The organism is Agrobacterium sp. ST15.13.015, from assembly GCF_027871645.1.
Classification (GTDB): domain Bacteria; phylum Pseudomonadota; class Alphaproteobacteria; order Rhizobiales; family Rhizobiaceae; genus Agrobacterium; species Agrobacterium leguminum.
On sequence record NZ_JAQAHF010000005.1, the window covers coordinates 237,182 to 249,032 of the forward strand.

The following is an 11,851-nucleotide window of genomic DNA, read 5'->3' on the forward strand; positions in this document are numbered from 1 at the left end:
GGAACAGTCTGCGAACGAATCGAATACGAATCGCTGACTCGATGGGATTCAGCTTTTGTTCTCCGCAATATCTGGTTGGCGAAGGCGGAGATCGTACCAGATTATGAATCCGGATAAGTCCTTGGCCGGATTCGGCTTTACGGCAAAGCCGCCGGGCAGGAAATCCCGGAATCGGCTGTCAAGCGGCAATACCGGAAAAGCCGATCAGAAATATGCAGGAGGGGTCGGATCAGAGCGCCTCGCCGGCAAGCAGACGCGGCGCATTCGCATCCGTCGTGCCGGCGGCCTGACCGATGAAATAGGATTTGAGACCCGGCAAACGATCCACCACGCCGAGACCGAAATCACGCATGATACGGATGGGGCCAATATCGTTGGAGAAAAGCCGGTTCAGCACATCCGTCGTCACACCCATCCGCAACGTGTCGAAACGCCGCCAGGACTGGTAACGCTCCAGAACGTTGAGCGAGCCGATATCGAGGCCGAGCCGATCGGCCTCGACCACGGTTTCGGCGAGAGCCGCCACGTCCTTGAAGCCAAGATTGAGGCCCTGCCCGGAAATCGGGTGAATGCCGTGCGCCGCATCACCCGCAAGCGCGAAACGCGGTGCAACGAAAGAGCGCGCCAGCGTCAGACCCAATGGGAAGGCGCGGCGGGGACCGACCGGACGAAGATGACCGAGCTTGTGACCGAACCGGCGTTCCAGTTCTTCCTCGAACACCAGATCGTCGGAGGCTACCAGCGTGTCGGCATCGGCCGTGCGTTCGGTCCAGACGAGCGAAGAGCGATTTCCCTTCAGCGGCAGGATGGCGAAGGGGCCCGATGGCAGGAAATGCTCCTCGGCGCAGCCCTCATGCGGCCGCTCATGCTCAACGGTCGTCACGATACCGGACTGATCGTAAGCCCAGTGCACGGTCTTGATACCGGCCATGTCCCTGAGCGCGGAGCGAACGCCGTCACAGGCAATCAGCAATCGCGCTTCTAGCGTCGACCCGTCGGAAAGGCGAATGGCCGTCGACTGGGGACCCGCGGTAAAATCGGAAACACTGAGACCGTGACGGATTTTTATGCCAAGACGCTCGCACAGGCCTCGCAATGCGCCCACCAGAGCGACGTTCGGAACCATATGGGCAAACGGCCTGCCTTCTTCCACGGCGCCGTCGAAAGTCAGGAACACGGGACGCACCGGATCGGCGGTCTTCGAATCGGTGACGATCATCTTGTGTATCGGTTGCGCTTCCGGCTCGATCTCGTTCCATATGCCGAAAACATCGAGCATCCGGGTGGCTGCCGCAATAATGGCGGAAGCGCGAACGTCCTTCGCCCAGACGTCCTCGGGAGAGGCCTCAACCACCTGCACATCAAGATGCGGGGCCGCCTGCTTGATTGCGACAGCAACGGAAAGACCGACATATCCGCCGCCTGCCACCACTACGTCCAGCATCGCGCTTCTCCTCAAATCTTGTGCACGCATCATCGGCGCACTATAGACCATCTGACGTCTTCCTACAGCCGGAGCAGGCCGAAAAAATGTCGCATCCCTCGCAAACGTCAGACCCGATGGCCAATCTCATCGCCACACTCGATCTTGAGAAGCTGGAAGAGAACCTGTTCCGGGGCGAAAGCCCGCAGATCGGCTGGCAGCGTGTTTTCGGCGGCCAGGTCATCGCGCAGGCCCTGATCGCCGCGCAGAGGACCGTGGATAACGACCGTTTCGTGCATTCGCTGCATGCCTATTTCATGCGCCCCGGCGATCCGCTGGTGCCTATCGTCTACCAGGTGGAGCGCATCCGCGACGGCGCGAGCTTCTGCACACGCCGGGTGGTCGCCATCCAGCATGGCAAGGCTATTTTTTCCATGTCGGCCTCGTTTCAGATTTTCGAGGATGGTTTCGACCATCAGATCAAAATGCCTGACGTGACGCCGCCTGAAAAACTGATGAGCGAGGAGCAGATGCAGGCAGCCTTTCTTGCCAAGGCACCCGCTTCTATCCGCAAGTACTGGAGCAACAAGCGGCCGATAGAGATACGGCCGGTATCGCTGACCCACTATATATCCAAGGAAAAACTCGAACCGCAGCAGGATATCTGGGTCCGCGCCGTCGGCGATGTGCCCGATGATCCGCGCCTGCAATCGGCCATTCTCGCCTATCTGTCGGATATGACCCTGCTCGACACCTCGCTCTACGCCCATGGCACGACCATCTTCGATCCGTCCATTCAGGTGGCGAGCCTCGACCACGCCATGTGGTTCCACCGCCCCTGCCGGCTGGATGACTGGCTGCTCTACACACAGGACAGCCCCAGCGCTTCCGGCGCACGCGGTTTGACCCGTGGCAATATTTTCACCAGACAGGGTGAACTGGTCGCCTCCGTGGCGCAGGAGGGTTTGATCCGCAAAAGGGCAAATGATTAAATAATGTGCTTTTTCTGAAAATCGCACATTTAATAGACGCAAATTTTGGCGACAAATGCCCCTTTTTCAGACGCCCTTCATATAAGTTTTATATTTCAATACGTTAGATACACACTCAAAACTGGCACGCCCTTTGAATGTATGTCCGCAGTCGCTGTTACTGATCTGCCAGCGGCAGGAGAGTCGGCTCCGTGCCGAGGACAAAACAAAGGATGGGAAACCAGATGAAAATTGTGATGGCCATTATCAAGCCGTTCAAGCTGGATGAAGTGCGCGAAGCGCTCACCGGCGTCGGCATCCAGGGCCTGACCGTGACCGAGGTAAAGGGTTACGGACGCCAGAAGGGGCATACCGAGATTTATCGCGGCACGGAATATGCGGTGAGCTTCCTTCCCAAGCTGAAGATCGAGATCGCAGTTCCATCCGACGTCGTCGACAAGGCCGTCGAAGCGATCGCGTCTGCGGCAAAGACCGGGCAGATCGGTGACGGCAAGATCTTCGTCTACTCTATCGAACAGGCCGTGCGCATCCGTACCGGCGAAACCAACACAGAAGCGCTTTGAAGCACGGCTGACAGGGGAGTTTTCTAACTATGCAACTCAACAAGTTTTCAACGCTCGGCAAGCTGGGCGCCGCAGCGGCGGCCCTGATGGCTCCGGCCATCGCCTTTGCCCAGGATGCAGCGCCGGCAGTGGCCGCGGCCGCTCCCGTTCCGGAAAAAGCCGACACCGCATTCATGTATGTCGCGACGATCCTCGTGCTTTTCATGATCATTCCGGGCCTCGCCCTGTTTTACGGCGGTCTTGTCCGCACCAAGAACATGCTCTCCGTTCTCATGCAGTGCACGGTCGTCGGCGCAGTCATGATGCTCGTCTGGGTAATCTACGGTTACTCCTTCGCCTTTGGCGGCGGCACCGGCCCTTATTTCGGCGGTTTCGGCAAGCTGTTTCTGTCGGGCGTTTCGCTTGACAGCACCTCGGCAACCTTCTCTGAGGGCGTCGTGATCTACGAATACACCTTCATCGCCTTCCAGATGACCTTCGCGGCCATCACGCCGGCGCTGATCATCGGCGCCTTCGCAGAACGCGTCAAATTCTCCGCCGTCATCCTCTTCACCATCCTGTGGGCCACCTTCGTCTATTTCCCGATCGCTCACATGGTCTGGGATGCAAACGGCCTGATCTTCGGCATGGGCGCTCTCGACTTCGCCGGCGGCACTGTCGTTCACATCAATGCCGGCATCGCAGGCCTGATCGGCGCGATCATGGTCGGCAAGCGTACCGGCTTCGGCAAGGACATGATGGCCCCCCACTCGATGACGCTGACGCTGGTCGGCGCAGCCATGCTGTGGTTCGGCTGGTTCGGCTTCAACGCCGGTTCCAACCTCGAAGCATCGGGCGGTGCGGTTCTCGCAACCATGAACACCTTCCTCGCAACCGCAGCCGCCATCGTTTCCTGGTCGCTGGTTGAAAGCTTCACCCGCGGCAAGGCCTCCATGCTGGGCGCCGCTTCGGGCATGATCGCCGGTCTCGTCGCCGTCACGCCGGCTGCAGGCTCCGTCGGCCCGATGGGTGCCATCGTTCTCGGCCTCATCGTCTCGCCGATCTGCTACTTCTTCGTCTCCGTAGTGAAGAACAAGTTCGGTTATGACGACACGGCTGACGTCTTCGGCGTCCACGGTATCGGCGGTATCATCGGCGCTCTCGGCACCGGCATCTTCACCTCGCCGCTGCTTGGCGGCACAGGCAAGGAAGACTTCTCCATCGCCTCGCAGGTCTGGACGCAGTTCGTCGCCGTCGCCATCACCATCGTCTGGTGCGCCATCGTCTCCGCGATCCTCTACAAGATCGTCGACGTGATCGTCGGTCTGCGGGTTCCGGTCGAAGCCGAACGCGAAGGTCTCGACCTCGCAACCCACGGCGAAGCCGCGTACCACTCCTGATATCCGGGAAAAGGGGTTCTCCATCCCCTCTCCCAAAAGAAGGCCCGCTCCGGCGGGCCTTTTTCTTTGCCGTAAATCTGAAGCGCTTCAAAAAACCGCATGGTTAACACGACATTAACCAGCAAGCGGTTAGTTTTCCCTGTCAATCCGGGATCAGGTCTCCTGCCGGATCTTGCCGAAACCATAAAACGACGGGTTCAGGGACATGGGCAGAATGCATTCTCCGACATTCGATGGTCGTCACACGCGCTTCGTGTTGACGGCGTTTTTCGTGCGTCAGATCATGGCTCTCGCCGGTTTCGCTCTGCTGGCCACGATTGCACTGGGCATCGCCGCGCTCGCGACATGGAATGTCGCGGATCCGAGCCTCTCCTACGCGACAGGAAACCAGCCCACCAATCTTCTGGGTTACGGCGGTGCGATTTTCGCCGATATCGTGATGCAGTTCCTCGGGCTTTCCGCAATCATCTCGCTCCTGCCTGTCATCGCCTGGGCGATCGCGCTGATCGCCGGCCGCAAATTCCACCGCATACCCGTTCGCCTTGTGGCCTGGGTCGCAGGCGCCATCGTCTGCGCCGCCTCGCTCGGCTGCTTTCCGGCCCCCGTGACATGGCCGCTGCCGAACGGCATCGGCGGCGTCATCGGTGACATGATCCTGCGTTTTCCCGCCCTTTTTATCGGCGCTTACCCCACCGGCACGATTGCCACGGTACTGGGTCTGATATTCGCCGCGCCTGCCGCATGGCTGATGCTGTTTGCCGCCGGTGTCGTTGGCGGTCTGGATGACGAGCTGGAACGCGAAGAGGCCGCTCCCGTCGCCCCCAGCAAGGCCCGCGCCGCCCGTGAGGCCGAAGAGGATGACGAAGACGACGGCGAGGGTTTCTTCGCCAATATGCTCGCCTTCGGCGCGCTGGCGCATTACTGGTACATCACCCAGGCGCGCCTGCGCCGCCTGTTCGGCCTGAAGTCGAAATCACTGCACGATGAATTCGAACATCCTTACGACTTCAACGAATATGAATTCGGCACGCTGAACGAACCGTCGCGCCTCAAGACCGCGATCAACCGCCTCGACCAGCGCGCAGAGCCGTCTTTCGAAGAACGCGCCGCATCGCGTCGCCAGATGTCACCTCCCTCCATCGCGCTCGATCATGACGAGGACATGGATGACGAACAAACCTTCGACGCGGATGGACGCAGGCTGCCGAACGGCATTCTCTCCGACGACGAGTCCGACCAGAAATTCACGGCCCGACAGTCGCCGGGACGCGGGCAGCCCAGAATAACCGCCCCTTCCGCACGCCCGAAGCCCAGTGAGCGCGTGGCAAGGGAAGCGCAGGCCTCTTTCATCGCCGCAGACGGTTTCCAGCTCCCCACCGTCCACCTTCTGGCGGAGCCGAAGAATGTCGTGCGCGACAATATGCTGAGCGAGGAAGTGCTGGAACAGAATGCCCGCCTTCTGGAAGGCGTTCTCGAGGATTTCGGCGTCAAGGGCGAGATCATTCATGTCCGCCCCGGCCCGGTCGTCACGCTCTACGAACTGGAACCGGCACCCGGCATCAAATCGTCGCGCGTCATCGGCCTTGCCGATGACATCGCCCGCTCCATGAGCGCGATCGCCGCCCGCGTCGCCGTCGTTCCCGGCCGCAATGCCATCGGCATCGAACTGCCGAACCAGACGCGCGAAACCGTGTTCCTGCGGGAATTGATCGGCAGCCGCGATTTCGAAAACAGCAAGGCCAAGCTCGCCATGGCGCTCGGCAAGACCATCGGCGGCGAACCCGTCATCGCCGATCTCGCCAAGATGCCGCATCTGCTCGTTGCCGGCACCACAGGTTCGGGCAAGTCGGTCGCCATCAACACCATGATCCTGTCGCTGCTTTATCGCATGTCGCCGGAACAGTGCCGGCTGATCATGATCGACCCGAAAATGCTCGAACTGTCGATCTATGACGGCATTCCGCATCTGCTCTCTCCCGTCGTTACCGATCCGAAAAAGGCCGTCGTGGCGCTGAAGTGGACGGTGCGCGAGATGGAAGAGCGCTACAAAAAGATGTCGAAGATCGGCGTGCGCAATATCGACGGCTTCAACAGCCGCGTGCAGCAGGCGCTCGACAAGGGCGAGATACTCACCCGCACGGTGCAGACCGGCTTCGACCGCCAGACCGGCGAGGCGATCTACGAAACGGAAGAGTTCGATCTGAAGCCCCTGCCCTATATCGTCGTCATCATCGACGAGATGGCCGACCTGATGATGGTGGCCGGCAAGGACATCGAAGGCGCGGTGCAGCGCCTGGCGCAGATGGCGCGCGCCGCCGGCATCCATGTCATCATGGCGACCCAGCGCCCCTCCGTCGACGTCATCACCGGCACGATCAAGGCAAACTTCCCGACCCGCATTTCCTTCCAGGTGACGTCGAAGATCGACAGCCGCACCATCCTTGGAGAACAGGGCGCCGAACAGCTGCTCGGCATGGGCGACATGCTCTATATGGCAGGCGGCGGACGCATCCAGCGCGTGCACGGTCCTTTCGTTTCCGACAACGAGGTGGAAGAGATCGTCGCCTATCTGAAAACACAGGGCGCACCGGAATATCTGGAAGCGATTACCGAGGAAGACGACGAGGAAGGCAATGGCGGCGGCCCGGCCAGCGCCGGCAGTTTCTCCGATTCCGAGGACCCTTACGATCAGGCCGTGGCCGTCGTTCTTCGCGATGGCAAAGCCTCCACCTCCTATGTGCAGCGGCGTCTCGGCATCGGCTATAACCGCGCCGCCTCGCTGATCGAGCGCATGGAGCAGGAGGGCATTATCGGCCCCGCCAACCACGCCGGAAAACGTGAAATACTCGTACCGACGGAAGCAGACATCATCGAGCGGTAACGTCCGCAACCAAGCGGGGCGAAGAAGCGTTATTACACGCTTTCAACGTCATGAAGCCGCCGCCTTTTATGCGGACAATCGCTGCGATGAAGGAGAATAGAATGAACGACCTCACCACCGGCGAAACGGCCAACGCAAACACACCGCAAAACGGCGTGACGCGTCGTGGCGTGCTGACGGCATTTTCCATGGCCGCAATCATGGCCGGCCTGTCGCCGCTTGACGCCTTTGCACAGGCAGCCGGCAACACGGCGACAGCGCAGAAAATCGCCAATCACTTCTCATCGGTCAAAACCATGATGGGGGAATTCGTCCAGTTCGGCCCGCGCGGTGAACAGACCGGCGGCAAGTTCTACATCGAACGCCCCGGCAAACTCCGCTTCAACTACGAAGACCCCTCGCCCATGCGGGTCATCGCCGACGGCAAGAACGTCGTTATCGGCAATATGAAGCTCAAGACCTGGGATCTTTATCCGCTCTCCAAGACGCCGCTCAGCCTGCTTCTGTCCGACAAGATCGATCTCGGCAATCAGAAGGTTCGCAACGTCAAGGAAGAATCGGACCTGACCACCATCGTGCTGGGCGACAAGAGCGTCTTCGGCGATTCCACAATTACCCTGATGTTCGATCCGAAGACCTTCGATCTGAGGCAATGGACCACGACCGATGCCCAGAACAAGGACACGACCGTCATGATCTTCAACGTCCAGACCGGCGTGAACCTGGATGAACGCGTCTTCAACATCAATTACGAGGAAGTCCGCAAAGGCGGCTGAGGCTTCAAGCCCCAAGGAAATTCTTGGAAAGGCGACCCTGCGGTCGCCTTTTTCATTTTACCGCTAAAATACATTCCCGTTTTCGTCGCGATGTTATAAGCCTGCGCCCCGGAAACATGTCACGAGCCAGGCGGTTCGCGGCAGTAAAAGCGGAGCACATGCATGTCGTTTTCGATAACCACCTGGAACATCAACTCGGTCAGGCTCAGAATGCCGATTGTTGAGCAGTTTCTGGTACGTTACAAACCCGACATTCTCTGCCTGCAGGAAACGAAATGCCCGAATGGCGAGTTTCCGATGAAGCCGCTGAAGGCGCTCGGTTATGAGCATGTCATCATCCATGGCCAGAAGGGCTATCACGGCGTCGCCATCGCCTCGAAGATTCCGCTGACCGAAGATCAACGACAGGACTATTGCGGTATCGGCGACGCACGCCACATTTCCGCGATTTTTCAGGTCGGATCGCGCCGCGTGCGACTGCATAATTTTTATGTGCCGGCAGGCGGTGACGAGCCGGATCGCTCGATCAATCCGAAATTCGGCCACAAGCTGGATTTTATCGAGGAAATGAAGGCGCTGCGCGCCGACGGTGTACCTGGCACCTCGTCCATTCTCGTCGGCGATCTCAACATCGCACCGCTCGAAAATGACGTCTGGTCGCACAAGCAGCTTCTGAAGATCGTCAGCCATACGCCTGTCGAAACCGAAGGCATGCTAGACATCATGAAGAAGGGCAACTGGCTCGATCTGATGCGCCTGAACGTGCCGGAGACGGAAAAGATCTATACCTGGTGGAGCTACCGCGCCAAGGACTGGGAAGCGGCTGATCGCGGCCGCCGCCTCGACCACATCTGGTCTTCGCAGGATCTCGGTTCCTCGCTCGAAAAAATCGACATATTGCGCGAGGCCCGCGGCTGGAACCGGCCATCCGACCATGTTCCCGTCACCGCCCACTTCCGGTTCTGAACAGGCTGAATTGTCTGGCGTCAGACGAAGCGGTTCTGCAAACGGGCCGCACCCGCCGCCAGCGACGCGATATTGTCGCGAATACGCGCCGACACGATATCGGCAACCTCCGGAAACTCCTCTACCAGCCGGTGGAAGAGGATGCGCGTTATGCGGATGACTTCGGAATCCTCCACTGCCACGGCAGTAAACTTCCGTTCGCAGAGCGTGAAAAGCGCGAGCTCCGAAAGTAGCGCCCCCTTGCCCGGCGTCGCCTGCAGCACGGGCTTGCCATCCCGCCCTGCCGTGAAAAGCTCGAAATGGCCAGCCGTCACCGCAAAAGCACATTCGGCCGGTGAGTGTTCCCGAAACAATGTCTGCCCGGCCGATACACGGCGGCGCTCCGCACCGAAGGCGATAAGCCGCAACTGGTCATCGCTGAACCCCGCAAATAACGGCACTTGCCCCAGCAGCATGATATCGTCCGTCAAGGCCATGTCGATCGTTACTCCGGAAAAACGCCTGCACCACTATAGCGGTTTTCCAATATCGGCCCTCAAAATACAAGCTGTTAGAACGCCGCGCGCCTTTTCGGACGCGCAGCGTGAGCTTTGGACACATAACAGGTAAAAAGAAGCACCTGCTCAGGGAACGATCTTGTATCCGCCGTTCTCGGTCACCAGAATCTCGGCGTTGGACGGGTCGCGTTCGATCTTCTGGCGCAGACGATAGACATGCGTTTCCAGCGTATGCGTTGTCACACCGGAATTGTAACCCCAGACCTCTTCCAGCAGGACGTCGCGGGTAACGACGGTGCTGCCGGCGCGGTAGAGATAACGGATGATCGCCGCTTCCTTTTCCGTCAGCCGGATTTTCTTGCCGTCCTCCGTCGTCAACAGCTTCTGGCTGGGCTTGAACTGATAGGGACCGACGGTGAAAACCGCATCCTCACTCTGCTCGTATTGACGCAGCTGCGCCCGGATACGCGCCAGAAGCACGGCGAAACGGAAGGGTTTCGTCACATAGTCATTCGCCCCGGCTTCCAACCCAAGAATAGTATCGGAATCGGTATCATGCCCGGTCAGCATGATGATCGGCGCCTTGAAGCCGCCCTTGCGCAACAGCTTTACCGCCTCACGGCCGTCCATATCCGGAAGGCCGACATCCATGATCAGAAGATCGACCTGGGCGGTCTTGGCGGTCTGCATCGCCTGCGCGGCATTGGCGCCGCTGAGCAGCGAGAATTCCTCATAGGGAGACAATTGCTCGGTCAGCGTCTCCCGAAGATCGTCGTCATCGTCCACCAGAAGGATAGTGCGAGCCGTCATTCGGATTCTCAGCCTTTCTTACTTTAGCGCATCGGCCCAAAAATCAGGCTCGATTTTCGAGAGACACGATGCGTAGTTTAAAAGAGTTAGAGCGTCCCTTATGCATCCCAAAAGACGCCCGGCGCTCTAATTATCAGCCAATTCAGCGGTTTGCCGATAAAAGGTCAACCCATTGCCATGATATAACGAAGTGCTATGACTTCACGTTAAATAACCTGCAAAGCAAAATCTCGTGAAAAACATGAGCACCCAGCCCGTAAGACAACGTAAACGCGCATCGACGCTCATGGTTCGGCCGGCCCCCTCGAAAATCAGCCGCGCCATCGTCCAGCTCGGGCATCTCACCTTTCCAGCCGCGATCGGACGCAATGGCCGCACCGCGCTGAAACGCGAGGGAGACGGAAAATCTCCCATCTCGACCATCGGCCTGCTGCACGGGTTTTATCGCGGCGACCGCCTTCCCGGCATCGCCACCGCATTGCCGATGCAGCGAACACGCAAGTCCATGCTATGGTGCGACGAGCCCCATAGTCCCAGTTACAACAGACTGGTCAAGGCGCCCTTCGCCGCGAGCCATGAAGAGATGATGCGCAAGGACAGCCTCTACGACGTCTGCCTGGTGCTCGACTGGAATATCACCTCGAGAAGCCGCAACCGCGGCTCGGCGATATTCATGCATCTGATCAGACCGGGATATAAGCCGACCGCAGGCTGCGTCGCCCTCCATCTCCGTGACATGCGGCGCATCCTGCCGCATCTGCGCAAAGGCATGAAAATCCGCATCCTGTAAATTTCAGCCTGCAATCGGGCAACAAAAAACCCGCCATCAAGGCGGGTTTTTTTAGAGGGAAAAAGCCGGTTATTAAGCGGCTTCGTCCTGAGAATCGTCCTCTTCGACGGTCTTGCCGCGCTTGGGGCCCTTGGCAAGGTTCACTTCCACCAGGCGAACAGCCTCGGTTTCGGACATCTTGTTGACAGCGGCGATTTCGCGCGCCATGCGGTCGAGAGCAGCTTCATAAAGCTGACGCTCGGAATAGGACTGCTCCGGCTGATTTTCCGCACGGTAGAGATCGCGCACGACTTCCGCAATCGCGATGAGATCGCCGGAATTGATCTTCGCATCATATTCCTGCGCGCGGCGCGACCACATGGTACGCTTCACACGCGCCTTGCCCTGCACCACTTTCAGCGCCCGCTCGACAAAATCGCCTTCGGAAAGCTTGCGCATGCCGATGCTGACGGCTTTGGCGACGGGAACTTTAAGACGCATCTTGTCTTTTTCGAAATCAATGACAAAAAGCTCAAGCTTCATGCCGGCGACTTCTTGTTCCTCGATTGCAGAAATGGTACCGACACCATGAGCGGGATACACAATCGCTTCACCGGTCTTGAAACCGTGATGTGCTGGAGATTTCTTCTGCTGGGTCGTCATTCGTTCTAAAAACTCCCTGTTACATACCCGGGGATGCCGGGGTTGGGTCGGTCAGGCCCTGATGAGACGGGGGAACCGTCAGGTGACTCCGCACTGGTCCAGCCGTGCACGCAAAAACACACCTTCCCGTCT

The 11,851-nt window shown here is 59.0% G+C and carries 11 protein-coding genes; 7 read left to right on the forward strand and 4 right to left on the reverse strand.

What is annotated here, in order from left to right:
• Positions 1-229: 229 nt before the first annotated feature.
• On the reverse strand, positions 230-1,555 hold the full coding sequence (locus PIB16_RS10265; RefSeq protein ID WP_442866779.1) for a ubiquinone biosynthesis hydroxylase: 1,326 nt from the start codon (positions 1,553-1,555) through the stop codon (positions 230-232).
• On the opposite strand from PIB16_RS10265, the gene tesB reads away from it, so the two are divergent.
• From tesB to PIB16_RS10295, 6 genes are all read left to right on the forward strand, one after another.
• Positions 1,531-2,415, forward strand: coding sequence for an acyl-CoA thioesterase II (gene tesB, locus PIB16_RS10270; RefSeq protein ID WP_080852969.1), 885 nt, complete (start codon positions 1,531-1,533; stop codon positions 2,413-2,415). The two genes, PIB16_RS10265 and tesB, sit on opposite strands and share 25 nt — an antisense overlap.
• Before the next feature lie 212 nt (positions 2,416-2,627).
• Entirely contained in the window at positions 2,628-2,978 is a 351-nt protein-coding gene (locus PIB16_RS10275) for a P-II family nitrogen regulator (protein WP_004444057.1), read from the forward strand.
• A gap of 29 nt (positions 2,979-3,007) precedes the next feature.
• The gene (locus PIB16_RS10280; protein ID WP_121490421.1) at positions 3,008-4,357 is read left to right on the forward strand and encodes an ammonium transporter; all 1,350 of its coding nucleotides are present in this window, start codon (positions 3,008-3,010) and stop codon (positions 4,355-4,357) included.
• Between the two features lie 214 nt (positions 4,358-4,571).
• Complete coding sequence (locus PIB16_RS10285) at positions 4,572-7,238, forward strand: DNA translocase FtsK (protein WP_271045563.1); 2,667 nt, start codon at positions 4,572-4,574, stop codon at positions 7,236-7,238.
• A gap of 50 nt (positions 7,239-7,288) precedes the next feature.
• A complete protein-coding gene (locus PIB16_RS10290) occupies positions 7,289-8,014 on the forward strand; it encodes an outer membrane lipoprotein carrier protein LolA (protein ID WP_052025744.1) in 726 nt (241 codons plus the stop codon).
• 162 nt (positions 8,015-8,176) lie between these two features.
• Positions 8,177-8,980, forward strand: a complete 804-nt coding sequence (locus tag PIB16_RS10295; protein ID WP_271045564.1) for an exodeoxyribonuclease III — start codon at positions 8,177-8,179, stop codon at positions 8,978-8,980.
• A 20-nt stretch (positions 8,981-9,000) separates the two neighbouring features.
• Here PIB16_RS10295 and PIB16_RS10300 read toward each other — a convergent pair whose 3' ends face one another.
• Positions 9,001-9,456 (reverse strand): cyclic nucleotide-binding domain-containing protein, encoded by a 456-nt coding sequence (locus tag PIB16_RS10300; RefSeq protein WP_003520283.1) that lies wholly within the window; start codon positions 9,454-9,456, stop codon positions 9,001-9,003.
• A 147-nt stretch (positions 9,457-9,603) separates the two neighbouring features.
• Positions 9,604-10,287: a response regulator transcription factor gene (locus PIB16_RS10305; RefSeq protein WP_003505216.1), complete on the reverse strand. Its 684-nt coding sequence runs from the start codon at positions 10,285-10,287 to the stop codon at positions 9,604-9,606.
• Between the two features lie 286 nt (positions 10,288-10,573).
• Between PIB16_RS10305 and PIB16_RS10310 the strand changes: the two genes are divergently transcribed.
• Positions 10,574-11,077 (forward strand): L,D-transpeptidase family protein, encoded by a 504-nt coding sequence (locus PIB16_RS10310; protein WP_271045614.1) that lies wholly within the window; start codon positions 10,574-10,576, stop codon positions 11,075-11,077.
• A gap of 72 nt (positions 11,078-11,149) precedes the next feature.
• Here PIB16_RS10310 and PIB16_RS10315 read toward each other — a convergent pair whose 3' ends face one another.
• Positions 11,150-11,719 carry a CarD family transcriptional regulator gene (locus PIB16_RS10315; RefSeq protein ID WP_003505223.1) on the reverse strand — a complete coding sequence of 190 codons (570 nt, stop codon included), beginning with the start codon at positions 11,717-11,719 and terminating at the stop codon, positions 11,150-11,152.
• Between the last annotated feature and the right edge of the window lie 132 nt (positions 11,720-11,851).

Excerpts from the sequence above, each read along its gene's own strand:
- PIB16_RS10290 (WP_052025744.1), top strand. The coding sequence starts at position 7,289 with ATGAAGCCGCCGCCTTTTATGCGGACAATCGCTGCGATGAAGGAGAAT.
- PIB16_RS10310 (WP_271045614.1), top strand. The coding sequence starts at position 10,574 with ATGGTTCGGCCGGCCCCCTCGAAAATCAGCCGCGCCATCGTCCAGCTC.
- PIB16_RS10275 (WP_004444057.1), top strand. The coding sequence starts at position 2,628 with ATGGGAAACCAGATGAAAATTGTGATGGCCATTATCAAGCCGTTCAAG.
- PIB16_RS10300 (WP_003520283.1), bottom strand. The coding sequence starts at position 9,456 with ATGGCCTTGACGGACGATATCATGCTGCTGGGGCAAGTGCCGTTATTT.
- PIB16_RS10305 (WP_003505216.1), bottom strand. The coding sequence starts at position 10,287 with ATGACGGCTCGCACTATCCTTCTGGTGGACGATGACGACGATCTTCGG.
- PIB16_RS10285 (WP_271045563.1), top strand. The coding sequence starts at position 4,572 with ATGCATTCTCCGACATTCGATGGTCGTCACACGCGCTTCGTGTTGACG.
- PIB16_RS10280 (WP_121490421.1), top strand. The coding sequence starts at position 3,008 with ATGCAACTCAACAAGTTTTCAACGCTCGGCAAGCTGGGCGCCGCAGCG.
- PIB16_RS10315 (WP_003505223.1), bottom strand. The coding sequence starts at position 11,719 with ATGACGACCCAGCAGAAGAAATCTCCAGCACATCACGGTTTCAAGACC.
- PIB16_RS10295 (WP_271045564.1), top strand. The coding sequence starts at position 8,177 with ATGTCGTTTTCGATAACCACCTGGAACATCAACTCGGTCAGGCTCAGA.
- tesB (WP_080852969.1), top strand. The coding sequence starts at position 1,531 with ATGTCGCATCCCTCGCAAACGTCAGACCCGATGGCCAATCTCATCGCC.